Origin of the sequence: Lentibacter sp. (assembly GCF_029254145.1) — a bacterium.
Classification (GTDB): Bacteria; Pseudomonadota; Alphaproteobacteria; order Rhodobacterales; family Rhodobacteraceae; genus Lentibacter.
In genome coordinates, this window is sequence record NZ_JAQWYD010000091.1 from 1 (window position 1) to 25,808 (window position 25,808).

Annotated in this window: 26 protein-coding genes and 1 pseudogene; 12 read left to right on the plus strand and 15 right to left on the minus strand. The window is 56.4% G+C overall.

The features are described from left to right. Both P8O11_RS10795 and P8O11_RS10800 read left to right on the plus strand, forming a co-directional pair. Positions 1-130, plus strand: a pseudogene (locus P8O11_RS10795) (chorismate-binding protein); the annotation flags it as partial. Between the two features lie 90 nt (positions 131-220). Next, positions 221-775 (plus strand): pseudouridine synthase, encoded by a 555-nt coding sequence (locus tag P8O11_RS10800; RefSeq protein WP_300294127.1) that lies wholly within the window; start codon positions 221-223, stop codon positions 773-775. Between the two features lie 7 nt (positions 776-782). Here P8O11_RS10800 and P8O11_RS10805 read toward each other — a convergent pair whose 3' ends face one another. Further along, a complete protein-coding gene (locus P8O11_RS10805; RefSeq protein ID WP_300294129.1) occupies positions 783-2,189 on the minus strand; it encodes a polysaccharide deacteylase family 2 protein in 1,407 nt (468 codons plus the stop codon). A gap of 125 nt (positions 2,190-2,314) precedes the next feature. On the opposite strand from P8O11_RS10805, the gene P8O11_RS10810 reads away from it, so the two are divergent. The 5 genes from P8O11_RS10810 to glp are packed head-to-tail and all read left to right on the plus strand — an operon-like array spanning position 2,315 to position 6,369. After that, positions 2,315-2,896 (plus strand): aminodeoxychorismate/anthranilate synthase component II, encoded by a 582-nt coding sequence (locus P8O11_RS10810; protein ID WP_300294145.1) that lies wholly within the window; start codon positions 2,315-2,317, stop codon positions 2,894-2,896. Continuing rightward, positions 2,893-3,915, plus strand: a complete 1,023-nt coding sequence (trpD, locus tag P8O11_RS10815; RefSeq protein ID WP_300294147.1) for an anthranilate phosphoribosyltransferase — start codon at positions 2,893-2,895, stop codon at positions 3,913-3,915. The genes P8O11_RS10810 and trpD overlap by 4 nt, the downstream gene beginning before the upstream one ends. After that, positions 3,912-4,724: an indole-3-glycerol phosphate synthase TrpC gene (gene trpC, locus P8O11_RS10820; RefSeq protein WP_300294149.1), complete on the plus strand. Its 813-nt coding sequence runs from the start codon at positions 3,912-3,914 to the stop codon at positions 4,722-4,724. Before trpD ends, trpC begins: the two co-directional genes overlap by 4 nt. Then, positions 4,724-5,200 carry a cyclic pyranopterin monophosphate synthase MoaC gene (gene moaC, locus P8O11_RS10825; protein WP_089890837.1) on the plus strand — a complete coding sequence of 159 codons (477 nt, stop codon included), beginning with the start codon at positions 4,724-4,726 and terminating at the stop codon, positions 5,198-5,200. Before trpC ends, moaC begins: the two co-directional genes overlap by 1 nt. Continuing rightward, positions 5,197-6,369, plus strand: coding sequence for a gephyrin-like molybdotransferase Glp (glp, locus tag P8O11_RS10830; RefSeq protein WP_300294151.1), 1,173 nt, complete (start codon positions 5,197-5,199; stop codon positions 6,367-6,369). The genes moaC and glp overlap by 4 nt, the downstream gene beginning before the upstream one ends. On the opposite strand, the gene lpxB is transcribed toward glp, so the two are convergent. The 13 genes from lpxB to pyrH all read right to left on the minus strand — a co-directional run bounded on the left by lpxB (position 6,366) and on the right by pyrH (position 18,412). Continuing rightward, positions 6,366-7,508 carry a lipid-A-disaccharide synthase gene (gene lpxB, locus P8O11_RS10835; protein ID WP_300294153.1) on the minus strand — a complete coding sequence of 381 codons (1,143 nt, stop codon included), beginning with the start codon at positions 7,506-7,508 and terminating at the stop codon, positions 6,366-6,368. The genes glp and lpxB overlap by 4 nt on opposite strands. Next, positions 7,496-8,278: an LpxI family protein gene (locus P8O11_RS10840; protein WP_300294155.1), complete on the minus strand. Its 783-nt coding sequence runs from the start codon at positions 8,276-8,278 to the stop codon at positions 7,496-7,498. Before P8O11_RS10840 ends, lpxB begins: the two co-directional genes overlap by 13 nt. A 1-nt stretch (position 8,279) precedes the next feature. Further along, on the minus strand, positions 8,280-9,068 hold the full coding sequence (lpxA, locus tag P8O11_RS10845; RefSeq protein ID WP_300294156.1) for an acyl-ACP--UDP-N-acetylglucosamine O-acyltransferase: 789 nt from the start codon (positions 9,066-9,068) through the stop codon (positions 8,280-8,282). Continuing rightward, positions 9,065-9,538, minus strand: a complete 474-nt coding sequence (fabZ, locus tag P8O11_RS10850; protein WP_300294158.1) for a 3-hydroxyacyl-ACP dehydratase FabZ — start codon at positions 9,536-9,538, stop codon at positions 9,065-9,067. Before fabZ ends, lpxA begins: the two co-directional genes overlap by 4 nt. Before the next feature lie 80 nt (positions 9,539-9,618). After that, entirely contained in the window at positions 9,619-10,200 is a 582-nt protein-coding gene (locus P8O11_RS10855; RefSeq protein ID WP_300294160.1) for an OmpH family outer membrane protein, read from the minus strand. A 1-nt stretch (position 10,201) separates the two neighbouring features. Continuing rightward, positions 10,202-12,592: an outer membrane protein assembly factor BamA gene (gene bamA / locus P8O11_RS10860; RefSeq protein ID WP_367186879.1), complete on the minus strand. Its 2,391-nt coding sequence runs from the start codon at positions 12,590-12,592 to the stop codon at positions 10,202-10,204. Between the two features lie 129 nt (positions 12,593-12,721). Next, on the minus strand, positions 12,722-12,853 hold the full coding sequence (locus P8O11_RS10865) for a hypothetical protein (RefSeq protein ID WP_271437032.1): 132 nt from the start codon (positions 12,851-12,853) through the stop codon (positions 12,722-12,724). Between the two features lie 101 nt (positions 12,854-12,954). Continuing rightward, positions 12,955-14,277 (minus strand): RIP metalloprotease RseP, encoded by a 1,323-nt coding sequence (gene rseP, locus P8O11_RS10870; protein WP_367186880.1) that lies wholly within the window; start codon positions 14,275-14,277, stop codon positions 12,955-12,957. Between the two features lie 30 nt (positions 14,278-14,307). Further along, positions 14,308-15,474 (minus strand): 1-deoxy-D-xylulose-5-phosphate reductoisomerase, encoded by a 1,167-nt coding sequence (gene dxr / locus P8O11_RS10875; protein ID WP_300294164.1) that lies wholly within the window; start codon positions 15,472-15,474, stop codon positions 14,308-14,310. Further along, a complete protein-coding gene (locus tag P8O11_RS10880) occupies positions 15,471-16,286 on the minus strand; it encodes a phosphatidate cytidylyltransferase (protein ID WP_300294166.1) in 816 nt (271 codons plus the stop codon). Before P8O11_RS10880 ends, dxr begins: the two co-directional genes overlap by 4 nt. After that, positions 16,283-17,008 carry a polyprenyl diphosphate synthase gene (gene uppS / locus P8O11_RS10885; protein ID WP_300294168.1) on the minus strand — a complete coding sequence of 242 codons (726 nt, stop codon included), beginning with the start codon at positions 17,006-17,008 and terminating at the stop codon, positions 16,283-16,285. Before uppS ends, P8O11_RS10880 begins: the two co-directional genes overlap by 4 nt. Before the next feature lie 37 nt (positions 17,009-17,045). Continuing rightward, a complete protein-coding gene (gene frr / locus P8O11_RS10890) occupies positions 17,046-17,609 on the minus strand; it encodes a ribosome recycling factor (protein WP_300294170.1) in 564 nt (187 codons plus the stop codon). A gap of 71 nt (positions 17,610-17,680) precedes the next feature. Continuing rightward, positions 17,681-18,412 carry a UMP kinase gene (gene pyrH / locus P8O11_RS10895; RefSeq protein ID WP_300294171.1) on the minus strand — a complete coding sequence of 244 codons (732 nt, stop codon included), beginning with the start codon at positions 18,410-18,412 and terminating at the stop codon, positions 17,681-17,683. Between the two features lie 131 nt (positions 18,413-18,543). Between pyrH and miaA the strand changes: the two genes are divergently transcribed. The 5 genes from miaA (at position 18,544) to P8O11_RS10920 (ending at position 25,678) form a co-directional block, all read left to right on the plus strand. Continuing rightward, the gene (miaA, locus tag P8O11_RS10900; RefSeq protein WP_300294173.1) at positions 18,544-19,422 is read left to right on the plus strand and encodes a tRNA (adenosine(37)-N6)-dimethylallyltransferase MiaA; all 879 of its coding nucleotides are present in this window, start codon (positions 18,544-18,546) and stop codon (positions 19,420-19,422) included. A 377-nt stretch (positions 19,423-19,799) separates the two neighbouring features. Continuing rightward, the gene (locus P8O11_RS10905) at positions 19,800-20,885 is read left to right on the plus strand and encodes an ABC transporter permease (RefSeq protein WP_300294175.1); all 1,086 of its coding nucleotides are present in this window, start codon (positions 19,800-19,802) and stop codon (positions 20,883-20,885) included. Between the two features lie 12 nt (positions 20,886-20,897). Then, complete coding sequence (locus P8O11_RS10910; RefSeq protein ID WP_367186881.1) at positions 20,898-22,742, plus strand: ABC transporter permease; 1,845 nt, start codon at positions 20,898-20,900, stop codon at positions 22,740-22,742. A 179-nt stretch (positions 22,743-22,921) separates the two neighbouring features. After that, positions 22,922-25,012: an ABC transporter ATP-binding protein gene (locus P8O11_RS10915; protein WP_300294176.1), complete on the plus strand. Its 2,091-nt coding sequence runs from the start codon at positions 22,922-22,924 to the stop codon at positions 25,010-25,012. 123 nt (positions 25,013-25,135) lie between these two features. Beyond that, entirely contained in the window at positions 25,136-25,678 is a 543-nt protein-coding gene (locus P8O11_RS10920) for a VOC family protein (RefSeq protein ID WP_300294178.1), read from the plus strand. A 14-nt stretch (positions 25,679-25,692) separates the two neighbouring features. Here the strand turns inward: P8O11_RS10920 and P8O11_RS10925 are convergent. Beyond that, positions 25,693-25,808, minus strand: a 116-nt coding sequence (locus tag P8O11_RS10925; RefSeq protein ID WP_300294186.1) for a lytic transglycosylase domain-containing protein, incomplete at its 5' end; no start/stop codon positions are given.

Genomic DNA, 25,808 nt, shown 5'->3' on the forward strand with positions numbered 1-25,808 from the left:
CCAAGCAGGCGGCGGCGTGGTCTACGACAGCGACCCCGAAGCCGAATATATGGAAACGCTGCACAAGTCAGGCGCCATCCGCCGCGCTGCCGCCGATGCAGCCCGCTTTACAGGCAATGGAAATTCCTGAAATGCCTAAGTCTACCTATCGACTGTGGGCATTTCCTCTTTCTAAAAATATCCCCGGGAGCGCGAGGGGCTGGCCCCTCGCCCGTTTCCTATGAGCCGCCTCATCCTCTTCAACAAGCCCTTTGGCGTACTCAGCCAATTCACAGACAAAGGCACCGAAGGGTCACCTCGCGCCACGCTCTCAGCCTTTATCAGTGAAAAAGATGTCTATCCTGCGGGTCGACTTGATCGCGACAGCGAAGGGCTTTTGCTCCTCACAGATGACGGCAAGCTGCAAGCCAAGCTCTCCAATCCAAAGTTCAAAGAACCCAAAACCTACCTCGTTCAAGTCGAAGGCACACCCGATGACGCGGCCCTCACTGCTCTGGCCCAAGGTATTGTGCTCAAAGACGGGCTGACAATGCCCGCAGAGGCCCGTCGCGTCGCGGAGCCGCTCTGGCTCTGGCCACGGACCCCGCCGATCCGTGTGCGCCAAGCCATTCCTGATACGTGGATCGAGCTGACCTTGCGCGAAGGCCGCAACCGTCAGGTGCGCCGAATGACCGCTCACGTCGGCCACCCTACCCTGCGCCTTATTCGCGTTCGCATTGGATCTTATACCCTTGAGGGCATTCCCCAAGGCGAATGGACAAAGCGAAACGTATAGGAACGTCTTATTGCGTTTTTAACATCACGCTCACAGGCACAAGCTCAAGGCGGTCTCCCCGCTCCTGCAAGCCCCAGAGCAAAAGCGCGCTGATGGTATCTGCGCGCAACCGCCCAACCATCACAACGCCGCCTTCTGAGCCCGCTTTCAAAGCTGCATGGCTCAAGAAACGCTTTATGGTGCTGGCATTCTGCCCCTTATTGTCAAAATCGCGAAAAACCGTTGCAGAAGGAACACCTTCCTTGGCCGCAACTTTCTGCGCCGTATTCAGCCCTTTCGGGAACAAAAGCATTCCGTGGCCACTGTCGCCCAGATACTCGCTCACTTGCGATATTACCTCACGACTGCCCTGCAAAGCTGCATCAGGCGTCTCCATGATCGCGATCGCTTCTGACAGTTTATCAAGCAATACAGGCATAGAGACTTCCACATCCGAAGCACGTGCGCCCCGTGGCAAGCTCACCATGGCGAGTACTTCAAATCCAGCCTCACGGTAAGTTTTCATTGCGGCTTCAGCGCCACTCCATGAGGTATCAATGGCAAAACTCAGCGGATACGGAAACGTGCTCAGTGCCTCGACGCCAATATCGCTTGTGCCATCATCAATCAGCACAATCGCCATTTGGGGCACGCCCTCTGTGGGCACAAACAGCGCCGAAAAGCGCTCGACAGGAGGCAGTTCGTTGATATCGACAGTCGCGCTGGCCTCGGTGACCGCACCAGTTTCAGCTGTCCCCAAGCTGGGCAAGCGGCTGGAGGAGCCAGCGCCCAATGTTCGGGCGGGCCTCCCAATGCTCACCCGCGCCGGCTCAACAGGTTGAGAGGCCTCATCTGTTGGCATTGGCGCATGCCCAATGCCATCATCCTCTGGCAAACTGGGGATCGTCAGCGTTATCTCTTCACGCTCTTCGTCTCGCAAAGGCTCGGGCTGCGGCTCGGCCTCAGCTGTCGGCTGTGGCACAACGGCGGGCTGCACCTCGGCGGTCTCCGTTGAAACAGCAACATTGCTCTCATTCGCAGGTGCTTTGGGCGCTTGCATTGCGCTCTGCCCCACGACAGGCTCATCCACTATAGAGCTCACCACAGGGGCTACCCCCGCATCTGGCGCACTCAAATCGGCGCTGGCCACGCCTGCTTCGGGCTTTGCAGCGGCCTGAGTGTCTGGGGAGCTCATACTGTCTGACTCTGGCGCTGTTGCCGCGGGTGTATCCCCCATCACGGGCGCGCTTTCTTCAGATGTCACAGTCGGCAGCGCCGCAGGCAAGGCCTCGGCCGGTTTTGTGGCCTCTGGGGCCACAGCCCCGGTGACAGGCGCCTTGCCCGTTGGCAAATCCGTCGCCAATGAAAGCGCGCCCGCACCAACACCCGCCACCAGCGTTCCCATTATCACACCGCTCAAAAATCCGCGTGCCACTGAACTCACCTCTGATTTATCTGCTTCATGGGACCTCTGCCCCTTGACGCTCAGCTCTAACCCTGAACATGTATACCGCGACCTTGGGGCGAGCCTCCAGCCCTTTCCTAACCGCGAATGGCAAGATGCTGCTACTGATAGATAATTACGACAGTTTCACCTACAACTTGGTGCATTATTGCGGCGAACTTGGCGCAGATGTGCATGTTGCACGCAACGATGCCCTCACTGTGGCCGAAGCGCTAGCGCTTGCGCCCTCTGCAATCCTTGTGTCACCCGGGCCAAAAGACCCCGCTCAAGCTGGTATATGCCTTGATCTGACACGCGCCGCCGGCGAAGCCCGCATCCCGCTCATGGGGGTTTGTTTGGGCCATCAAACCATCGGCGAGGCGTTCGGCGGCAAAGTCGTGCGCTGCCACGAAATTGTTCATGGCAAAATGGGCACAATCCATCACGCGGGCAAAAGCGTGTTTGCGGATTTGCCCTCCCCCTTTGAGGCGACACGTTATCATTCTCTTGTGGTAGAGCGTGAGAGCCTCCCAGACTGCCTTGAGGTCACAGCCGAACTCTCAGACGGAACAATCATGGGCCTCGCACACCGTGAGTTGCCGATCCATGGCGTTCAGTTTCACCCCGAATCGATCCGCTCCGAGCACGGGCATAAGATGTTGAAAACATTTCTTGATATGGCAAAGGAGCCGGCATGAGCCAGACCCTGAAACCCCTCATCGGGTCCGCAGCCGAGCGTCCTCTCAGCCGTTCTGAAGCCGAAACAGCCTTTACCGAGCTTTTCAATGGTGAGGCCACGCCCGCCCAGATCGGCGGCTTTCTCATGGCTTTGCGCACACGCGGCGAGACGGTCGAAGAATTCGCCGCCGCAGCCGCCGTGATGCGGTCCAAATGCCACGCTGTGAAAGCGCCTGACGGAGCGATGGACATTGTCGGCACAGGTGGTGATGGAAAAGGCACGCTCAACATCTCGACTGCGACGGCCTTTGTCGTGGCGGGCGCTGGCGTGCCTGTGGCCAAACACGGCAACCGCAATCTAAGCTCAAAATCAGGCGCGGCCGACGCGCTCGGCGAACTTGGAATCAACGTCATGATTGGCGCAGACGTTGTTGAAAAAGCACTGCAAAGCTGCGGCATCTGCTTTATGATGGCCCCCATGCATCACCCCGCGATGGCCCATGTCGGCCCAGCCCGCGCCGAGCTTGGAACCCGCACCATTTTCAATATCCTCGGCCCACTGACAAATCCCGCAGGCGTCAAACGTCAACTTACAGGCGCTTTCAGCCGCGACCTGATCCGCCCAATGGCGGAGACTCTCGGCCAGCTCGGTAGCGAGCGTGCATGGCTTGTCCACGGCTCTGACGGAACAGACGAGCTCACCATCACTGGCGTCTCATGGATTGCCGCGCTCAACGAAGACGGGACAATCACCGAGCAAGAGCTTCACCCCGAAGAAGCGGGCCTGCCCGTGCATCCCTTTGAAGATATCATCGGCGGCACGCCATCAGAGAATGCCACAGCCTTTCGCGCTCTGCTCGCGGGTGAAGCGTCAGCCTACCGTGATGCTGTCTTGCTGAATGCCGCTGCTGCCCTTCACGTTGCGGGCAAAGCTGATACACTCACAACAGGCGTCGCTTTGGCGCGCGAAAGCATCGACAGTGGCGCAGCGGCCCAAAAAGTCGCCGCCCTTGCCAAATTCACATCGGAGGCGTCATGAGCGCGACCATTCTAGACAAAATCAAAGCCTACAAGCTTGAAGAAATCGCCGCAGACAAAGCCGCAAAATCTCTTGAGGCCGTTGAGGCTGCAGCACAGGCTGCTTCCCCTGTGCGCCCTTTCGCTGACGCGCTTTTTGAAGCCAGCAAAGCAGGCTATGGCCTCATCGCTGAAATCAAGAAAGCCAGCCCTTCCAAGGGCCTCATCCGTGCAGACTTTGACCCCGCCTCTCTGGCCCAAGCCTATGAAGCTGGCGGCGCGACATGTCTCTCTGTTCTGACAGATACACCGAGTTTTCAAGGGCACAAAAGCTTTCTCACAGCGGCGCGCGACGCCTGTTCACTACCCGCGCTGCGCAAAGACTTCATGTATGACACCTATCAAGTCTCCGAAGCCCGCGCTCTGGGTGCAGATTGCATTCTGATCATCATGGCCTCTGTCTCTGATGCCCAAGCACAAGAGCTTGAAGACGCGGCCACACAGTGGGGTATGGATGCACTCCTTGAGGTCCATGACGCTGAAGAGCTGGAACGCGCCAGCGCCCTGAAGTCGCGCATGATCGGGATAAATAACCGCAATCTCAATACCTTCGAGACGTCACTTGATGTTACACGAAAGCTTTCAAAACGCGTCCCCGAAGATCGGATGATCGTCTGCGAGAGCGGCCTCTTCACGCCAGATGATCTCGCCGATATCGCCCGATACGGTGCGCGTAGCTTCCTCATCGGCGAAAGCCTGATGCGTCAGGACGATGTTGAAGTCGCGACACGCACACTGCTGGCCAATCCGTTCAGCGCGGCAGGTGCCTAATGTCAGGCCTTACCCACTTTGACGCCACAGGCAATGCTCACATGGTCGATGTGTCCGACAAAGCTGTGACCTCTCGTGTTGCCACAGCCAAGGGGCATATCCGCATGGCCCCTGAGACCCTCGCCATGATCACAGAGAATCGTGCCAAAAAAGGTGATGTTCTCGCGGTGGCCCAGCTCGCAGGCATTATGGGTGCGAAAGAAACAGCGCGCCTCATCCCTCTCTGTCATCCCTTACCTATTACAAAAGTTGCACTCACGCTTGAACCAGACGAGAGCCTCCCGGGTGTGCAAATCACAGCCACAGTCAAGACCACAGGCCAAACAGGTGTGGAGATGGAAGCGCTCACAGCCGTTTCTGTGGCCGCGCTCACAGTCTATGATATGGTCAAAGCTGTCGACAAGGCCATGGAGATCGGCGCAACCCGTGTCGTTCTGAAAGATGGCGGCAAATCAGGACGTTATGAAGAAAAATGATTTCTGTTGAAGACGCTCTGGACCACCTGTTTGCGCTTGCTCGTCCCGTCGCCACAGAGCTTTGCCCGCTGACCGAGGCTGCAGGGCGCGTTCTTGCAGCGCCGATCACTGCAAAGCTCACACAACCTCCATTCCCGGCATCTTCAATGGACGGATATGCGCTCAACTCGGTTGAAGCCGACATGCACGCGCAGTTTGTTGTCATTGGAGAAGCAGCCGCAGGCCATGGATTTGATGGCCGCGTTGGCGCAGGCCAAGCCGTGCGCATTTTCACGGGTGCACCCGTCCCTGAGGGAGCCGATTGTGTTGTGATCCAAGAAGAGGTTGAGCGCCGCGGCAAGCTGATCACTCTTCTGACCGAGGATACATCAAAATCAAACATTCGACCCGCAGGGCAAGATTTTACCTTGGGCGACGAGATGAGCGCGCCGCGCTTGCTCACGCCCTCTGATATCGCGCTGGCCGCATCAATGAACCACGCAGAACTCTGCGTTTACAAACGACCCGTCGTTGCCCTTGTCTCGACAGGTGACGAGCTCGTTCAGCCTGGTGAGGCACCCGCCGATGGCCAAATCATCGCCTCCAACACCTATGGCCTCAAAGCACTTCTAGAGGCTCATGGCGCCGAAGCACGCATTCTGCCCATTGCGCGCGACAATCGATCGAGCCTTGAGACAGTCTTTTCGCTCTGCGAGGGTGCTGACCTCATCGTAACGATTGGTGGCGCCTCCGTAGGCGATCACGACATCGTCGCCGATGTCGCAGAGAGCATGGGATTGGACCAGAGCTTTTACAAAGTGGCCATGCGCCCTGGAAAGCCGCTCATGGCAGGCCAAATGGGCGCCTCTGTCATGATCGGCCTTCCTGGCAATCCGGTTTCTGCAATGGTTTGTGGCCATGTCTTCTTGCTGCCCTTCTTGCGGGCCATGGCAGGCCTTGAAGCTGCTCCGGCCGAGCGCTTCTCAGCGACACTCACTGAGCCCCTGCCTGCAAACGGTCCGCGCGAGCACTATATGCGCGCCCGCGTCACCAAGGGCCAGATCTGCGCCGAGTCCCGTCAAGATTCCGCGTTGCTCTCGGTCTTGGCGTCCGCCAACGCCCTCCTGATACGCCCGCCGCATGACAGCGCGCGCGCACCCGGTGAAACGGTCGACTATATCAGGCTCTAATTGAGCAACGCTTTCGCAGCACGCAGACCCGGGTCTTCCCCACCACGGCCAAGCCGCTCCATCGTCACAAGCATCGCAGCTGCCTGTTCATCGGGCGCACGCAAGACATCAAGCACGGCCTCAGCGAGCGCTTGCGCCGTGCAGTTTTTGCCAATCCGCTCAGGCACAGCGCGCGTCTCGCTCACAAGGTTTACAAGCGTCACAGTGTCGATCAAAAGCATCCGCGCCATGATCACACGGCTCAGCCACGCCATATCATAACCGATCACCATTGGCGTTTTCGCTGCCGCCAGCTCTAGCGAAACAGTCCCCGAAGCCGCAAGGGCAACATCAGCAGCGGCAAAAGCTGCACGCTTCTCAGTTGCGTCTCTTGGAGACAAAAAGACAGTGCCTTGCGGAAACAAATCCTGATTTTCGGCTATAAATCCCCGCACAGCATCCGTCACGACAACAACAGCACGCATCTGGCTCCGCTCTGCCAAAACCGCTCGCGCCGCCGCCCCAAACCGGGCCGAAAGACGTTTCACCTCGCCCATCCGTGAGCCAGGCAAAAGCAAAAGCAAACGCGCATCATCAAGACCATGCGCATTCCGAAATGCCGCGACATCCGCGCTCGTAGCCTCAGGCTCTGCCACGACAGGGTGGCCCACAAACTCAGCCTCCATCCCTGCCGCCTGCATCAGATCAGGTTCAAACGGCAAAAGCGTGAGCACCTTGTCGGTAAACTCTGCAAGCTTCGCTGCACGCTTGGGCCGCCAAGCCCAAACAGAAGGCGCAACATAGTGTATCGTTCTAATTGCCGGATTGGCCGCGCGCACGTCTTTCCCCACACGCTTGCAAAAATCAGGGCTGTCGATGGTCAGCAAGATATCAGGTTCAAACGCAAGCGCCGCTGTCACAGTCTCGTCCTTACGCCGCAAGAGCGAGCGGTACTTTGGCAAAACTTCCGCCAACCCCATTACACTCAACTCATTCATAGGAAAAATAGACGCAAGCCCTTCGGCCTCCATCAATGGTCCGCCCACCCCAGCGAATTCAACGTCAGGCAAGAGGCTCTTGAGCCCAGACATCACGGCTTTGCCGAGCTTGTCTCCAGACGCTTCCCCCGCAACGATAAAGACACGCCTCACACCAGCCATAAAAACAGCCCCGCTTCATTGAGTGTCTCAATCACTTTCGGCTGGTCCAGAACAATGACACCACCCGCTTCCAGAATGATCCCGTCAAAGCCCGCCGTCACGGCGGCGGTGGCCGTCTTTGGCCCAATCGTGGGCAAATCTGCGCGCCTGTCCTGATTTGGTTTTGGGGCTTTGAAAAGAACGGCACCTTTGCCCTGATCACCACTCAAAAAGCGCGCAAGCATCGCATCTGTGCCCGTCACATCCTCTCGCGCCAAAACATTCTGTCCACGCAAGACACAAGCTTGGCCCAGATCCGCCTGCCCCATGCGCTGCAACACCTCGCGCCCAAGCTTGGGCAACTCCTGATGGTCTTCCTGTGGCATGGCTCTGGTCACAACACCTGCTGCCATCGTCAGGCCCGCCAAGAGCCCATCCGCCCCCAATACAGCAAACCCCTTGGCCTCAAAAAGGGCAATCAACGCGCGCAATGCACCATCGTCCCCCAGTTTGAGAGCTCGCAAAAACGTCGGAACAAGCGGCAGCGTTTTGAGATCAAGTCGGCTGAGGCGCAACCGTGGCCGATCAATCCCACCGCAGAAGCACACCCTAGTGACACCCCGCGCAAGCAAAGCGTCCAAGAACGTACCCAAGGTCTCAAGCCGAAACACTAGGTCAACCGCCAGCTCTTCTGGCTCAAACTCCTCCAAAGCGCAAATGAGAGGCGGCTCGCTTTGCGCATCAGCAATCGCCTTGGGCAACGCCCCGCGCCCTGCGATCAGCGCTAGCATGTCAGTTCCCCGGTGTGAGGAAAGAACGGTCGCTAGCACCCGTTACAAAGCCAACGATCTGTTGCACATAATCACTCTCACTGTCCTCACCCAAGCGGCGCGCACGCTCCTGAAACGTGCCCTCGCCCTGCGCAAGCATCTGAAAAGCAGCCCTGAGCGCCGTAATGTCTGCCCGTGCCACACCGCGCCGCTTCAAGCCAACAAGGTTGAGCCCGTCAAGTTCGCCGCGTGGCCCTTGCACAAGACCATGCGGGATCACATCATTGGTGACCATGCTCAAGGCTCCGATAATAGCACCCTGCCCAATGCGTACAAATTGGTGAATGCCGCAGAGGCCGCCGATGATCACATCATCTTCAATGATACAGTGCCCAGCCACAGCCGAAGAGTTGACCACAATCACGCGGTTCCCGAGATGCGCATCATGAGCAATGTGACAACCAGCCATAAACAGCCCGTCATCCCCGATGACAGTCACGCCACCGCCGCCCTCAGTGCCACAGTTGATCGTAACGTGCTCACGGATACGATTGCGCGCCCCGATCTTAAGGGCCGTCTTCTCGCCCTTAAATTTGAGGTCTTGCGGCACTTCCCCGATCACAGAGAATGGAAAAACAACTGTTCCCTCGCCAATCTCGGTCTGCCCCGTCACGACAACATGGCTCTTGATATGCACATTCGCACCCAGCACCACTTCCGCCCCAATCAGGGAAAACGGCCCAATGATACAGCCTTCGCCAATCTGCGCGCCCTCTTCAATGATTGCGCTTGGATGAATATTGCTGCTCACTCTGCGGCCACCTTCGGCAAATCCATCATCGCTGTGAATTCGACTTCACAGGCCATCTCGCCTTCAACACTCGCAACCCCGCCAAAGCGCCAGACTTTGGCTCCCGGCTTGCCGCGCAATGTTGTCAGGTTCATCTCAAGCACATCACCCGGAACAACCATACGTCGGAATTTGCACTTCTCGATCGCCATAAAATAGACCAGAAGCTCTTTGTCCGCCATGTCGAGCGCTACGCCCACCATAACAGCCGCCGTCTGCGCCATCGCCTCAACAATCGTGACACCCGGCATAAGCGGCTTGCCTGGGAAGTGGCCCTGAAAATGCGGCTCGTTCATGGTTACATTCTTGATACCACGAGCAGATTGCGTGCCGACAATATCCTCAACACGATCCACCAGCAAAAAAGGATAGCGGTGCGGAATGATCCGTTGAATAAGCCCAATATCGGCGCGCATAACCTCAGTTGTCATTGGTTGTCCTTCCCCAGTCTATTTTCATTCTCAGTAGCCCTCTCCAAGCTCCAAAACAAGTCATGGAGCCGAGGCTGCTGTTATTCGTCTTGTGGCGTTTGGCCCTTCAAATCAAGCGCGTCTCCACGCCCGATGGCCTCATCAATCTTGCGCACAGCGTCATTGGTGATGTCCACGGCCGTGTCGCGCAAGATAATCGCGCGCATATCAAGCAAAACGCTGCCACCGCGCTCGTTCATCAGCTCAACTAAAACACCCTGCGCTGTCGCCAAGAAGCGTTGTTCAGCTGATGCACGCTGCTCTTCCAAAGCACGCGCGCGGTCTTGCCGCTCGCGGCGGATGGCCTGAACCTTCTTGTCAAAGGCTTCTGCAGCATCACGGAAATCAATGGCCGACATGGTGGGTCTGGCGTCCGTCAGCTCTTTCTCTTCCGCGCGCAACTCTTCTTCAAGGCGCCTGTTGTTGGCCGAAAGCTCTTGCGCCTCTGCTTCCAAGGCTTCTGAAATATGCTGTCCAAAAAGCGTCTCGGTAAAGAGCCTGTTGGGATCAATGATAAGTACCTCTCTCTGAGGCGCATTCAAAGACTGTGCAAATGGCGCGCTGGCCCACAGGCAAAACCCAAGGACCAGCGGTAAAAGATGAGCTTTGATCGGCACAGCCATACTAGAACTCAGTTGAGATCGTAAACTCAAAGTTTTGGTCGATGTCCTGCACTTCTTTTTCCAAAGCCTTGCTCCAGTTCAGACGCATCGGCCCAATCGGCGTTTCCCAAAAGATCGAAACACCCGCCACGTGACGGAAGGAACCACTTTCATAGAGTGTGTTCGCATTCGTCTGATCTAGGCCCCAGACGTTGCCGATGTCATAAAATACACCGCCCGTAAGCCCGTATTCTTCAGGCAGTCCAAGTGGGAAGAGCGCCTCAAACTTGGCTGTCGCAAAATAGTTGCCGCCAAGCGCATCGTTCATGTTTGACCCTGCATTGTAATCCCGCGGGCCAATCCCATCCGCAGCAAAACCGCGCATGATATCTTCGTCAAAAAGCCAACGGTCTGTTGCGCGACTGCCTGCGCCAGAGAAGCTCACAGCTCCGCCCGCAAGTGTCGCGCGCAGCGTAAGTTCATCATTGAAAAAGCGCCGCTGGGCAATCAACTTGGCTTTGCTCTTCACAAAGCTATCGTCGCCCCCAAGGCCACCAAAGTCCTGACTGATCAAAAAGCGAAGGCCTTCGTCATTGTCTAGACTGGTCCTGCGCGAGTCCCACTCATAGGTGTAGCCAACCGAGCTGTTTTTCACGCGCCCGCGATCAATTTCATCGGACAACACATCGCTCAGACACTGGAACGTATTTGTACAAGTGTTTGCAGACCCTGACAAAACCGTGACGTTGCTTACAGACATCTTGGTCGCATCAAGCTTGTAATTAACACCAAGACGCGCACGCTCTCCAAGCGGGAACTCAAGCCCCGTCGCAAAGATCCCTTTGCTCGTATTATAGTTCGCGTTCGCGCTCTCAGACTCAAGAATGCCAATATCAAAGAAGAACTTCACATCGCGGCCAAGGAAGGCTGGCTCTTCAAAGAAAAGCCCATAGTTTGTGTTGTCCGTCGCGCCCGATGCGCGAAAACGTACAGTCTGACCACGGCCAAGGAAGTTGGTCTCCGTATATTGCGCCACAAGGCCAAAGCCATTGTCCGTTGAATACGTCCCACCAAAGTTGAGCGAACCAGTGGGCTTTTCAGCCACATCGACGTCCACAATAACAGTATTGGGTGTAGAGCCTTCCCGCGCATTCACCTGCGCATCGCCAAAGAAGCCAAGCGCGCGGATACGCTCAGCACTTTCACGGATTTCACGCGGGTTGAACGGATCACCTTCAGCCACACGGAACTGGCGTCGTACAACGCGGTCAAGCGTGGTCGCATTGCCCTCAATATCAATACGTTCCACAAAGATACGTTCACCCTTGGACAAGACAAATTCCACATCCAGCGTCAGATCGCGGTCGTTTCGCGTGATCCGGGGCTCAACGCGCAGGAAGGGTTGACCATTTCGGATCGCCAGCCGCTCCATCCGCGCAATCGCATTCTCGACAAGCGAAGGTGAGTAAGTCTCTCCCGCGCGCAATTTGATCGTGTCTTGATAAACTTCGCTGTCGACATCCTCGATCTCGCTGATCGTGGTGATCTCGCCGAAGGCAAACTGCTGGCCCTCTTCTACATTGAATGTCAAAAAGTAGCCGTCACGCTCGCGCGCCAGCTCAGCATTCACAGCCGTAGTGCGAAAGTCGACATAGCCGCGCGACACATAAAAGTCGCGCAAAACCTGTTGGTCAAACTGCAGGCGATCTTCAACAAAAGTATCCTTGCGGATCAGCGCCCGCAGAAGTCCAGCCTGTTTGCTTTCCAGAACACGGCGCAAACGTCTGTCAGAATAGACTTGGTTGCCAACAAAACCGATACGAGACACCTCTGTGTTTCCGCCCTCGAAAATTTCGAACACAAGATCAACACGGTTGTCGCTACGACGAATGATCTTGGGCGTAATCCTCGCCGCAAGCCGGCCATTCTCGGCATAAGCTTCCGTGAGCGTCGCCGCGTCGCGCTCGGCCTGTGTCGGGCTAAAGACCAAACGTGGCTTCAGTTTGATGAAGCTGGACAGCTCGTTATCCTTCAGGCGCTCGTTGCCTTCAAAGCTGATCTGGTTGATCGTCGGGAACTCGGTGACCTTGATCACAAGCTTGCCGCCCTGCGGGACAATCTCAACGCTTTCAAAAAGACCAGAGGCCAAAATCCGCTGATAGGCTTCGTTAATATCGCCAGCAGAGACCGTCTCCCCGCGAGCGATTCCCGCATATGTCAGGATCGTTCCAGTTTCGATCCGCTTGTTGCCTTCGACAGCAACCGAATTGAAACTGTAGTTTTGCGCGATCGCACCACCGACGCCCCACACGAAACCCATTGAAAACGCGGCCAAAACCGCTGTTCCCGCTACGTTACGAATGGTGCGTTTTTTACCTGTGCGAGCGTTACGCTCCGTGACACTGCTTGCCATATTCTCTTTCCAGTCAGACACCCCTACCCAGACTGACTAATCGCATTAGCAAATGATGTCAAAACGAGAAGCGCCCCAACTGGGGGGCGCGACGTGAAATATCAATATATATAAGGGCCCAGAGCGGCCCTAGAGCATGAGGCTGCCAAGCCAAGCACCCGCAAAAAGTGCCACAGTGATGGTCGCCAAATAGAGGACACGATCCCAGTTCAGATCCCAAAGCAGGTGCAGCCCGCGGTAACTTTTTGCAATCATATCCATAACAGACCTCCACTCATCTTTTCCAATTATGGCAAAGCTTTGTGCAGGAAGCGGGGCGCAATTGTGGCATTTTCAGGGCAAGTGCTCCTTTGGCGAGCCCATCAGCAGAAAATATCGTTCCAAAGAGCGAAGACCATGACGCTCAAAACAAGAGCAATCCCCATGCTCATTAGGACTTGCATCACCTTATCGCTCGGCTTTTTGCGCATCACAGCCTCATAGCCATAAAACATCAGATGCCCCCCATCGAGCATCGGAATAGGCAAAAGATTGAGAAAGCCCACGGCCGTCGACAACAGTGCCAAGAAGCCGATAAACGCAGCCAGCCCCTCTTCTGCTTGGTCTTTTGACGCCCGTGCAATCCCAATTGCACCAGACATGTTGCAAGAGCTGATCTTGCCAAAAGCCAGATGATACAGCCCCGAAATGGAGCGTGACACAACAGAGTAGGTCTGCTCGGCACCCAGACCAACGGCCTCAAACACGCCAGGACGCTCCGTTTCAGCCTCAAAGAAAGTCGAGCTGAAAATCCCGATGAGAAACCGCTTTTCAAAGCCATTGTCCGCCGTCGGCACATCGCGCAGCTCAGGCTGGATTACAAATTCCTTGTCTTCCCCGTCCCGCCAGACATTGAGCCTGACAGGCGCGCCCTCAGCCGCTTTCACCACATCGACCAGCTGCATAAAGCTGCTCAAGTCTTGGCCGTCCGCCCGCAAGATCACATCGCCTTCCATCAGGCCCGCCGCCTCACCCGCAGAGCGCGGCTGGACGCCGCCGATCCGCGCAGGGCTATACTGCGGCCCTTGCACAATCAGCTCATTACCGCCGCGTTTCACCGTGTAGTCGAGCAAAAGCCCGTCAGGCAGCGCATCAAAATAGGCTCTGCTTGGCTCTTCAGGGAAAGGCTCGCCCGCAATCGCGATGATCTGGTCCCCCGCTTCAATCGTGACACCCTCATAAGGCAATGGATGCAAAGACGAGACTTTGGGCGGCGTCGCCACCATGCCAAGTGATAACAAAAGTCCCGCAAAAACAAAGATTGAGAAAATAAAGTTGAAGACAGGCCCAGCTAGAACTGTCGCAGACCGTGCCCAAAGCGGCGCGCCGTGCATCGTGTGGCGCAGCTGCTCTGCGGGCATGGCCTCCATCGCCTCGCCGTCCTTGCCACTCGCTGCATTGGCGTCACCCAAAAATTTTACATAGCCGCCAAATGGAATAGCAGCTATCTGCCAGACCGTGCCGTGCTTGTCCTCGCGTGCAAAAAGTACGGGGCCAAAGCCAATAGAAAAAACTTCAGCCTTAATCCCAGACCAGCGCCCGACAATGTAATGGCCGTATTCATGCACCCCCACAATGATGGAGAGCGCCACCACAAAATAGATCAGGGTGAGGAACACATTGCCAAATTGTGGCAGAATAGTCATGAAATCCAAAAGCTTACCTGTCTTTCTATTTTATCGCGGGGTCACGTTCTGCGCTGTACTCTGCCCTAAGTGGGCTGCTTGGCGCAGGTTATCAAGGGTCATTGGGGCATCGATAAGGCCATCATCGGGCAAGAGCTGGTCAAGCGTCGCCTTCACCACATCAGCCATCTGTGTAAAACCAATCTGCCCGGCCATAAAACGGTCAAGCGCCATGTCTTTCGCCGCATTGAACACAGCGCCGCTCAGCCCACCGCGCGCCATGACTTCATAAGCCAGCCGCAAAGCCGGGTAGCGTTTCGGGTCAGGATCGCTGAATTCCAATTGGCCAATGCGCGCCAGATCAAGCCGCTCCACAGGAAGCTTCGCGCGTGTCGGATAGTGCAGTGCATAGCCAATCGCGTGGCGCATGTCAGGTGGCCCAACATGCGCCATCAGCCCACCATCCTGAAACCCGACCAGCGCATGAACAATCGACTGAGGATGCACAAGAACTTCGATTTTCTCAGGATCAATTCCAAAATATTCACGCGTTTCAATGAGTTCCAAGGCCTTATTAAACATGGAGGCACTGTCAATTGTGATGCGCTGCCCCATATCCCAGTTTGGATGACTGCTCGCCTCCTCTACGCTCGCGCCAGCCAAACGCTCAAGCGGCCAGTCTCGAAATGCTCCACCAGATGCCGTGATAATCACCCGCTCAACGGCTCCCATATCCTCGCCAACCAGCGCCTGAAATACAGCCGAATGCTCACTGTCCACAGGCAACACCTGCGCGCCATGCTTGGCCGCTGTCTCCATCAAGAGCTTACCTGCAGTCACCAGCGATTCCTTATTGGCCAAAGCGAGCGTTGCGCCCTGCTCCAAAGCTTTCAGTCCTGGCTCAAGCCCTGCCGCGCCGACAATCGCACTCATCACCCAGTCGGCCGGCCGCGTGGCCGCCTCAACGAGAGCCACCTGCCCTGCAGCAGCTTCGGTCTGGCTGCCAGCCAGCGCCGCGCGTAACTCGGGCAGACGCGACTCATCAGCGATGACTGCCACATCAGCCCCAAACTTGTGTGCATCCGCCGCGAGCTGAGCAACATTACCTCCGCCCGTCAGCGCGACCACGTCATAGTTCTCAGGCGCACGCCCGATCAAATCAAGCGTCGACTGCCCGATAGAGCCTGTGGCTCCAAAGATGGAGATCTTGCGTCTCACCCCATCAACCCAGCAACAAACATCACAGGGAAAAACACAAGCGCCGCACCGATCATGCCGTCAAAGCGGTCCAAAACGCCGCCATGCCCCGGAATAAGGCTCGAGCTGTCCTTGATCCCCGCCTTGCGCTTCAAAGCGCTTTCAACAATATCGCCCATTTGCGCCGCAAAGGCCAAAATGACAGAGAACAGCACAAGCGAAATCGGCAAATCGAGCCCACCCGCCAACAGCTTCGCGTTCAACACCCATCCCAAAAGCGCAGCGCCTCCCCAGCCAGCAACTGTGCCTGACCATGTTTTCTTCGGGCTCACTTTGGGCCAAAACTTCGGCCCCCCGAAGACACGCCCTGCAAAATAGCCCATGACGTCGGAGGCGATCACAACCCCGATCACCCAGACCAGCACGAGAATGCCAAACATGTCTCGGATGCCATAGAGCGCCAAGGCCGCAGTCATGCAAAAGAAAGCGTAAAACGCGAGACGGTGCTTCAGGTGGGCCGCCAAGGCCCAAACAGCGCCGGCCACAAGGCCCAAAAGAGCAAAACCCACAGGCACACCAATCCATCCGCCAGCCCCCACAGCCGCGCCGCCCGCAATCGGCAGCGCCACATCCCGCAGTGGCCCGCTCAAAGCGCCGCCAAGTCTCGCCGCCTCCCAAACCATGCCAGCAGAGATGAGCGCCAGAAGCGCAAGAAACCATGGCCCGCCAAGCCAGATATCAATCCCCGCCACCACAGCCATAACAGCCGCCGAAATCAATCGCAGGCGTAGATCGCCCCACTTTCCTGCTGTTGGTTCGGCTGTCTTCGTCATGCAATCACTCCGCCAAAGCGCCGCTCGCGCCGCCCATAGTTTTGGACGAGCCTGGCAAAAATCTCAGGGCTGAAATCAGGCCAGAGCGTGTCTATAAATTCATATTCTGCATAGGCCGATTGCCAGAGCAAAAAGTTCGAAATTCTCGCTTCGCCACTGGTGCGTATAACAAGATCAGGATCAGGTAAAACGTAAGTATCTAAATACTTTGGAAGCGTCCCTTCATCTACTTTTTCGGGGTCAAGTCTTCCCGCGGCCACATCCTGCGCCAGCCGTTTTGTGGCGCGGCTAACCTCGTCGCGGCCACCATAATTAAGCGCGATCGTCAAATGCACCTTGTCGTTATCACTCGTCAAAAGCTCTAGCTCGTCCATGAGGCCGACCAACTTATCGTCAAGCCGCACTCGGTCGCCGATAAAGCGCACACGCACGCCCTCATCCTTCAAGGCCCGCGCTTCTTTTGCGATATAGCGCCGAAACAGCCCCATAAGCCCAGCAACTTCGACCTGTGTTCGTTTCCAGTTCTCTGTCGAAAATGCAAAAATCGTCAGATATTTCACGCCCAAATCAGGACAGGCTTCCACAATCTCGCGCACGCGTTTCGCGCCTGCATGGTGGCCAAAAAGCCGTGGCCGCCCGCGCGACTGCGCCCAGCGGCCATTACCATCCATAATAATCGCGATATGACGCGGCCCTGTGTTCTTTTCTGCTTCATTCGTCACAGCACGGCTCCTTCAAAATCATCTCAAAAAGGGAACCTTACACCTGCATGATTTCCGTTTGCTTACTTTCCAGAGCCGCATCCAGCGCTTTGATGTGCTTATCTGTCAAATTTTGCACTTCGTCTTCCCAGAACTTCTGATCATCTTCCGAGATGCCGTCAGCCTTTGCCTTTTTCACCTGATCCATACCATCGCGGCGAATGTTGCGCACCGAAACACGCGCATGTTCTGCATATTGCGCCGCCACACGTGTAAGCTCACGGCGGCGTTCTTCGTTAAGCTCGGGGATCGGCAACATAACGATTGTGCCGTTGGTCTGAGGGTTGATCCCAAGACCTGAGTTCATGATCGCCTTTTCGACGGCCTGAACCATTGATTTATCCCAAACATTGATCGTCACCATCCGTGGCTCAGGCACGTTCACCGTGCCAAGCTGGTTGATTGGCGTCTGAGTGCCATAGGCCTCAACAATAATTGGCTCCAGCATACTCGCCGAAGCGCGCCCTGTTCTCAAAGAGGCAAATTCGGTCCGCAAATTGGCCATAGCGCCATCCATACGGCGCTCCAGCTCGTCGGTATCCAGCATAAAATCGTCTGACATGGGCCTCAAACTCCTGTTCGTCTCTTTTGGCTTTGCGCCAGTTTACAGTGTCACGCGCGCGCTTGGAAGCCTCAGCCGTGCACCTTTGTATAAGTGCCTTCTCCTGCGAGGATGCCCTGAAAGCCGCCCGGCTCATCAAGACTAAACACAATAATCGGCAGATTGTTGTCACGCGCCAGCGCAATTGCGCTCGCATCCATCACCCCAAGGCGCTTCTGGAGAACCTCGTCATAACTCACATGGTCATAACGGACTGCATCCTTAAATTTAGCTGGGTCTTTGTCGTAGACACCGTCCACTTTCGTACCTTTAAAGATCGCCTCACAGGCCATCTCGTTGGCGCGCAAGGTCGCGGCTGTATCTGTCGTGAAGTAGGGGTTGCCTGTTCCGGCCGCAAAAATACAGACCCGCTTTTTCTCAAGGTGGCGCACAGCGCGGCGGCGAATATAGGGCTCGGCGACCTCATTCATCGTGATCGCTGAAATCACTCGGGTAAAGACACCAAGGTCTTCCAATGCGCTCTGCATCGCCAGCGCGTTCATCACAGTCGCCAGCATTCCCATATAATCAGCGGTTGTGCGTTCCATGCCTTGCGCGCTGCCCGAAAGCCCGCGGAAGATATTGCCGCCACCGATGACCATACAAATTTCAACACCCATCTCTTGTACAGATTGCACTTCACGCGCAATCCTCTGGACTGTTGGCGGATGCAAACCATAGCCCTGATCGCCCATCAGCGCCTCACCTGATATCTTGAGCATGACGCGTTTGAAGGTGGTTTTTGGCGCGGTTGGCTCTGACATCTGATGTCTCCTGATTGCGTTAGGCTTGGCTCTAAATGTCCCAATTCTCTCTCAGGCGCAACGCCCGAAGCGCAGCCCAACGCCAAAAAGCGCGCTTTGCGCCGCCATCAAGCTGCGCTAAAGGCTGCCCTATGCAGACGCTACCCAACATATCTCCTCAGACGCCCGTGCTCATCGCAGGCCCGACCGCCTCAGGCAAATCCGCGCTCGCGTTACAGATCGCCAAGGCCGATGGCGGGTTGATTGTGAATGCCGACGCGCTTCAGGTCTATTCCGACTGGCGCTTGCTCACCGCGCGTCCTTCACCTGATGAAGAAGCCCGCGCACCTCATGCGCTTTACGGTCATATCGCAGGCACACATCCCTACTCTGTTGGGGAATGGCTTGCCGATATCCGCGCCCTTCGCGCGCAGAGCCAACGGCTGATCATTGTTGGCGGCACAGGACTTTACTTTGCGGCTCTGACAGAAGGTCTCGCTGCGATCCCTCCGACGCCCCCCGAAGTTCGCGCAGAGGCGGATCGACTGTGCAGCAAAGCTGAAGGCTTGGCAGAGATGATCGCGGCACTCGACGCGGCAACCGCCGCCAAGATAGACCTGCAAAACCCGATGCGTGTGCAGCGCGCCTATGAAGTCTGGAAGAGTACGGGTCGCAGCCTCGCCACATGGCAGGCCGAAACGCCTGCGCCCGACATGCCGCTTGCCGCAGCCCAGCCTATCGTCCTGCAAGCCAATAAAGATTGGCTCAACGCCCGAATCGAGCGCCGCTTTGATCTGATGCTAGAGCAAGGCGCGCTCGCGGAGGCCGAGGCCAATCTCGCCGATTGGTCACCAGACAAGCCCTCCTCTAAGGCCATCGGCGCACCCGAACTCATCGCCCATCTCAAAGGTGAGATCAACCTGAAGGAGGCGCGTAGCCGCGCAATCATCGCCAGCCGCCAATACGCCAAGAGACAGCGCACATGGTTTCGTGCCCGTATGGGGCGCTGGCACGGGATTCCCCTCGGCTGACGCAAAGGCAGCCTCTCCACTCAAACGCGCAGGATGCGAAGGGATGTTGCTTTTGCAACAGAAAAGCGTCGCAAAATTACAAAAAATTCCTAAGCTTCCCATTGACGCGAGGGGCGCAAATATGTGGTTATGCAGTAGTTAAGGGACAAGACTGCGCAAATGCAGCGTGACCTTGACGCAAAAGGGAGTGACACATGCTGCAACACGGATGCGCGGCTGACGAGGGCGGTTGCTCGCCAACGTCAGCACAGCCTCAGACCGCTCTTCAGCGATGTCTTACAATCGTTTCTGGCATTACTTTTTCCTCACGCAGCGCCACACGCGCCCAATCTCGCAGATGTGCCGCGCGGTACATCACCCAGAACAGGGGAACCTAAATGGGACTATTCATTCTTCGGCGGCTCGGCGTGATGATCCTCACAGCCCTTTGCCTGACCTTCATTGTCTTCTTTCTGACAAATCTCTACCCAAACCTTGAGAAGCTCGCCAAAACTCAAGGCAACATGCGTATGTCAGACGAGCAGGTCTCCACATGGCTTGACAATCGCGGCTACACACAGCCCTTGCCGCGCAAATACGCCGAATGGCTCGGCCTCGCGCCAGGCTTTACAGGGGTCAACGCCGACGGCGAAACAACAGGGCGCTGCCTGCGCCCGGGGGTTGATCCAGCCAACGCGCCAACATTCTGTGGTATTCTACAAGGCGACTGGGGATACTCCACTGTCTTCAAAGAACCCGTCACAACAATCATCGGCATCCGCCTCAGCCTCACGGCCAAGCTGATGTTCTGGGTGATGGTGCTCATGGTCCCCTCCGCGCTCATCGTGGGCGTGCTCGCGGGGATGCGCGAAGGCTCCCGCACCGACAGAACACTTTCAACGGCCTCGATCGCCACAACAGCGACGCCCGAATACGTCTCCGGCGTGATCTTCATCGCCCTTCTTGCCTCCTCGCGCTTCGGCCTGTCCCCGATCCTGTCCGATGCAGGGCTGATAGAGGGCAAAACGCTTTTCAAAGGCACGGCAACGTCGGCCATGGAATCAGCCAACTTCGAGAACTTCTTTCTCCCCGTGCTCACCATCGCGCTCTACGGGATGGGCTACATCGCCCGCATGACCCGCGCCTCCATGGCAGAAGTCATGACAGCCCAATACATCCGCACAGCCCGCCTCAAAGGCGTTGCGTTCCGCAACATCGTCATGCAGCACGCCCTGCGCAACGCACTGATCGCACCCTTCACAGTGATCATGCTTCAGCTTCCATGGTTGCTCAACGGCGTGGTCATCGTCGAGACGCTCTTTAACTACAAGGGCTTCGGCTGGACGCTTGTGCAGGCCGCTGGCAACAACGATATCGAGCTGCTGCTCGGCGTATCTGTTGTCTCCGTCTTCGTGGTCCTCTTCACCCAGCTTCTGAGTGATATCGGCTACGTCTTCCTCAACCCGCGCATTCGCATTTCGTAAGGGATATTGATTATGGAACCTCTTACATGGTTTGGCGCATATGCAGGCTTCTTCGGAACCTTCCTCGCCGCCTTCGCAACCCTCGGTGTGCTTACGGGCCTCTGCGCCATGCTGCTCTCGCTCACAGGCAGCTCCACTCGTGGCAGCTTCTCGCTCTTTAACGGGATAGCCGTCGTCACACTGCTCCTTGTTGGCATTGGCTATATCTACAACGCCCTCTCCCCGACACTCAGTAGTGGCATGGAGCTGGCGGTCCTTGGCAAGATCCTTCTAGGCCTGCTCGCCCTTGGCCTCTTCGCAGCGATGCTCAGCCTCTTCATGAACAATTTCTTTGATGATCCAGCGGCCTCAATGGGCTTTCTCTTTGGACTATCCCTCAAATTGATCGGCCTCACAGTCGCAGCATGGCTTGGCTACACGCTCCTGTTCGCTGGTGCAGGCTTCCGCGAACAGCTCGCTGCAATGGACCCATCCGCTGTACCGACAGGCGAAGACCTCGCCCATCAGCAGCGGATCGCAACGATGCAGGGTCGGGGTATCCTCGCCTCGATCGTCATGCGCTTCATGCCCGTCTGGATCGCGCTTGTTATGCTTTTCACGGCCTCCGTCGTCTACAAGCGCAAGCTCGGCCTCTACGGCAAGCTCTTTGACAACACGATCGGCATCTTCGGCTTCGGCCTCGTGATGTTCTGGGTGTTCACAGCCGCTTTCAACGGCTTCTTTGACATGATCGCCACACACGGGCCACTCGAGCAACTCTCGGGCATGAAAAACAAAGGGCCAGGAACGCCTTTGCGTGATCTCTCCGATGGTGCTTACCCCTTCTACCTGCTCGGCGGCGACAACCTCGCGCGGGACGTGTTCAGCCGCATGGTCACAGGCTCGGTCATCGTGGTTATGATCGCGCCACTTGCCACGCTCTTTGCCTTTATGGTCGGGATCACTCTTGGCCTGCCCGCAGGATACTTCTCTGGCCCCGCCCTGCGCAAAGGCAGCCTCGGTATGATCGCCACAGCCGTGATCTTTACACTCGCCACAGTGGCTGCAGGCCTTGGTGGCGGCGTGTCGAACTTCCTCATGCTCGGTATCATTCTCGCGGTGCTTTTTGTGCTGATGTTCCGTGCCTCGCTGGATACGGTCTTGAGCTTCTTGGCAAACCTCATTCTGGCTTTCCCAGTGATCTTGCTTTTCTACCTCTTGGTCACACCAGAAATCGTCGAGACAGGCCTGCCGCAATTCATGGCCGTCGTGCTCTTCATCTTCCCCATCGTTTTCGCTGGGGTTCTGATCAGCTCACGCTTCCAGACTGATCCTGCCAAAAACCGCTTTTGGCTCTTGGTCGTTCTGATCCCGATGGCGATCCTCTATATCGTCACAATCAGCGCCCCCGACAGCCAGATCAACATTCTTGGCCCGCTTGATTTCTTCAATCCAGCGCCAGGGGTTCTCGTGGTCTTTGTCTCCGTGGTCTTTGTGAACTCGCCGACCGTGTTTCGGATCGTGCGCGGCCTCGCGCTCGACATTCACAGCCGCGACTATGTGGCAGCTGCGCAAACGCGCGGTGAAGGCCCGTGGTATATCATGCTCTGGGAAATCCTGCCCAACGCTCGTGGCCCGCTGATCGTCGATTTTTGCTTGCGCATCGGCTACACCACGATCCTGCTTGGCACCTTGGGCTTCTTCGGCCTCGGCCTACCGCCAGAATCTCCTGACTGGGGCAGCACGATCAACGAGGGCCGCAAGCTCCTGTCGATCTATGCGCACCCTGCTCTGCCACCTGCAATCGCGCTTCTGTCCCTCGTCTTGGGCCTGAACCTGCTGGCAGACGGGCTACGCGAAGAAAGCCTCAAAGACTAACGGCGCGCGCGGTGGCTCACCCTGCCGCGCAGCCCTCACATCTGAACATAACGTTAAGGACAAAGCGAAATGGTTAACGCGAAACACCCCTCAAAAGCCTGTTTAGGCGGTGCACGGGTTGTGCACGGGTTGTGCACGCTTTTCACCCCCCCGTTTTGCGCCTCTCAGGGAGAAAGTTAATGGCTAAAATTCACGATTATGACGGCCCCATTCTTGAGATCGACAAGCTCTCGATTTCCTTCTTCACCCGCCTACGCGAAATCCCTGCTGTCATGGACTTTTCAGTGAAGGTCGCACCAGGCGAAGCCGTTGGTCTTGTTGGAGAATCTGGCTGTGGCAAGTCCACAGTCGCCCTCGGCGTCATGCGCGATCTGGGCAAAAACGGCCGCATTGTCGGCGGCAGCATCAAGTTTAAAGGCCGCGACATGGCGTCTTTAAGCGACGACGAGCTGCGCGACATTCGCGGCAACGAAATTGCTATGATTTATCAAGAGCCTATGGCCTCCCTCAACCCCGCCATGAAGATCGGCAAACAGCTCATGGAAGTGCCCATGATCCATGAGGGTGTCTCTGAAGACGAGGCCTACAACCGCGCCCTTGAGGTGGTCACCGACGTAAAACTCCCCGACCCCGTACGCATGCTTTCCAGCTATCCACACCAGCTTTCAGGCGGCCAACAGCAACGCATCGTGATCGCTATGGCATTGATGTCAAAGCCTTCCTTGCTCATCCTCGATGAGCCAACCACTGCGCTTGACGTAACTGTGGAAGCGGCTGTTGTGGAACTTGTAAAGGATCTTGGCAAAAAATACGGCACCTCGATGCTGTTCATATCGCACAACCTCGGCCTCGTTCTCGAAACATGCGACCGTATCTGTGTCATGTACTCGGGCGAAGCTGTCGAACGCGGCGATATCGAAACGGTGTTCAACAACATGCAACACCCCTATACGCAAGCGCTTTTCCGGTCTATCCCGCTTCCGGGAGCGGACAAAAACGCGCGCCCGCTTGTCGCTATTCCAGGCAATTTTCCATTGCCCCATGAGCGCCCAAAAGGCTGTAACTTTGGCCCCCGCTGCGACTATTTCGAGGAGGGCCTTTGCGACAAAGAGTTCGTCCCGATGTTTGCCGCAGATGAAGCCGGCGCTCATGAGACTCGCTGCCTCAAATTCCAAGATATCGACTGGAACGCACCCCTTGTCGCAGCTGAGACAAAGACCAAGGGTGAGATCGGCGAAGTCGTTTTGTCCATGAAAAACCTCAAGAAATATTACGAAGTGGCCGCGAACGCCCTCTTCGGCGGAGGCGAAACTCGCGTGGTCAAAGCGAACGAAACCCTAAGTTTTGAGGCTCGCGAAAGCGAGACATTGGCCATCGTGGGTGAGTCTGGCTGTGGTAAGTCGACCTTTGCAAAAGTGCTCATGGGTCTTGAAACAGCAACAGACGGCACAATTGAACTCGACGGCAAAGATATCGGCAGCATTCCCATCGAAAAGCGTGGCTCCAAGACGGTTGCCGATGTGCAGATGGTTTTCCAGAACCCTTTTGACACGCTCAACCCTTCCATGTCGGTGGGCCGCCAAATTATCCGCGCGCTTGAAGTGTTTGACATCGGTGACAGCGATGCCGACCGCCGCGAACGTATGCTCAAGTTGCTTGACTTGGTGAAGCTGCCTCGTGCCTTTGCTGACCGCATGCCGCGCCAGCTTTCGGGCGGCCAGAAGCAGCGCGTCGGCATTGCCCGAGCCTTTGCAGGCGATGCGCGTATCGTGGTCGCAGATGAGCCCGTATCGGCACTCGATGTCTCAGTTCAAGCCGCAGTCACAGACCTTTTGATGGAGATTCAGCGCGAACACAAAACCACGCTTCTCTTCATCAGCCATGACTTGAGCATCGTGCGCTATCTATCTGATCGCGTTATGGTTATGTATCTTGGTCATGTGGTCGAACTTGGCACAACAGACGAAGTTTTTGCGCCGCCATACCACCCGTACACGGAGGCCCTGCTCTCTGCTGTGCCCATCGCTGACACCAGCATCCAGAAAAAGCACATCGTGCTTGAAGGCGATATCCCTTCAGCGATGAACCCGCCCCCTGGCTGCCCGTTCCAGACACGCTGCAACTGGAAGAGCAAGGTTGCAGGGGGCCTCTGCGAAAAGGAAGTGCCTCCCGTCAAAGACATGGGCAACGGGCATCAGATCAAATGCCACTTGAGCGACACAGACCTCAAGGAAATGGAACCCGTAATCAAGCTCGCAGCAGCAGAGTAAATCAGAAAGAGCCGCCGCCCAGCGGCTCTTTTTGCGCCCACATAGTTACACGCGCAACTTTTATTCTTGATGGTTACAAAAGTAACCTTCATGACTCATTCCAACATAAAAAAGGAACGTCTCATGAAAATCGAACAGATCCATCACGTCGCCTACCGCTGCCGTGACGCCAAAGAGACTGTTGAGTGGTACAGCAAAATGCTCAACATGGATTTCATCCTCGCGATCGCTGAAGACCATGTTCCCTCAACGCATGAGCAAGACCCTTACATGCATATTTTTATGGATGCAGGGAACGGCAACGTCTTGGCTTTTTTTGAACTGCCCACCAAACCAGAAATGGGCCGCGATCCAAACACGCCAATCTGGGTGCAACACATTGCTTTTAAAGTCAAAGATCGGGCCGAACTCCTCGAATTCAAAGAACATCTAGAAGCCCAAGGCGTCGACGTTCTGGGGGTCACAGATCACTCAATATTCCACTCGATCTACTTCTTTGATCCAAATGGCCACCGTGTCGAACTTGCCTGCCCTGACCCAGCTGAAGACGCACTGCTCTCAAAGTTGGATGCCGTCAAATGGGAGATGCTCCAAGAGTGGAGCCGCACCAAAAAGGCCCCAAAACATGCCGAGTGGCTGCACAAGAAAGAGCTGTCAAAAGCCTGAAAAATGGGAAGCAATTAGCTTCCCCAGATCACTTTGACGTAGTTACGCGTCTCTTTGAAGGGCGGCACGCCGCCATATTTTTTCACAGCGCCCGGCCCAGCATTGTATGCGGCAAGCGCCAGCCTCCAAG

Bases quoted from the DNA above. Each gene is read 5' to 3' on its own strand.
- P8O11_RS10915 (WP_300294176.1), top strand. From the start codon at position 22,922: ATGGCTAAAATTCACGATTATGACGGCCCCATTCTTGAGATCGACAAG.
- pyrH (WP_300294171.1), bottom strand. From the start codon at position 18,412: ATGTCAGAGCCAACCGCGCCAAAAACCACCTTCAAACGCGTCATGCTC.
- P8O11_RS10800 (WP_300294127.1), top strand. From the start codon at position 221: ATGAGCCGCCTCATCCTCTTCAACAAGCCCTTTGGCGTACTCAGCCAA.
- bamA (WP_367186879.1), bottom strand. From the start codon at position 12,592: ATGGCAAGCAGTGTCACGGAGCGTAACGCTCGCACAGGTAAAAAACGC.
- rseP (WP_367186880.1), bottom strand. From the start codon at position 14,277: ATGACTATTCTGCCACAATTTGGCAATGTGTTCCTCACCCTGATCTAT.
- P8O11_RS10910 (WP_367186881.1), top strand. From the start codon at position 20,898: ATGGAACCTCTTACATGGTTTGGCGCATATGCAGGCTTCTTCGGAACC.
- moaC (WP_089890837.1), top strand. From the start codon at position 4,724: ATGTCAGGCCTTACCCACTTTGACGCCACAGGCAATGCTCACATGGTC.
- glp (WP_300294151.1), top strand. From the start codon at position 5,197: ATGATTTCTGTTGAAGACGCTCTGGACCACCTGTTTGCGCTTGCTCGT.
- frr (WP_300294170.1), bottom strand. From the start codon at position 17,609: ATGTCAGACGATTTTATGCTGGATACCGACGAGCTGGAGCGCCGTATG.
- miaA (WP_300294173.1), top strand. From the start codon at position 18,544: ATGCAGACGCTACCCAACATATCTCCTCAGACGCCCGTGCTCATCGCA.
- trpD (WP_300294147.1), top strand. From the start codon at position 2,893: ATGAGCCAGACCCTGAAACCCCTCATCGGGTCCGCAGCCGAGCGTCCT.
- P8O11_RS10855 (WP_300294160.1), bottom strand. From the start codon at position 10,200: ATGGCTGTGCCGATCAAAGCTCATCTTTTACCGCTGGTCCTTGGGTTT.
- fabZ (WP_300294158.1), bottom strand. From the start codon at position 9,538: ATGACAACTGAGGTTATGCGCGCCGATATTGGGCTTATTCAACGGATC.
- P8O11_RS10880 (WP_300294166.1), bottom strand. From the start codon at position 16,286: ATGACGAAGACAGCCGAACCAACAGCAGGAAAGTGGGGCGATCTACGC.
- P8O11_RS10905 (WP_300294175.1), top strand. From the start codon at position 19,800: ATGGGACTATTCATTCTTCGGCGGCTCGGCGTGATGATCCTCACAGCC.
- P8O11_RS10920 (WP_300294178.1), top strand. From the start codon at position 25,136: ATGAAAATCGAACAGATCCATCACGTCGCCTACCGCTGCCGTGACGCC.
- P8O11_RS10865 (WP_271437032.1), bottom strand. From the start codon at position 12,853: ATGGATATGATTGCAAAAAGTTACCGCGGGCTGCACCTGCTTTGGGAT.
- trpC (WP_300294149.1), top strand. From the start codon at position 3,912: ATGAGCGCGACCATTCTAGACAAAATCAAAGCCTACAAGCTTGAAGAA.
- P8O11_RS10840 (WP_300294155.1), bottom strand. From the start codon at position 8,278: ATGCTAGCGCTGATCGCAGGGCGCGGGGCGTTGCCCAAGGCGATTGCT.
- lpxB (WP_300294153.1), bottom strand. From the start codon at position 7,508: ATGGCTGGTGTGAGGCGTGTCTTTATCGTTGCGGGGGAAGCGTCTGGA.
- P8O11_RS10810 (WP_300294145.1), top strand. From the start codon at position 2,315: ATGCTGCTACTGATAGATAATTACGACAGTTTCACCTACAACTTGGTG.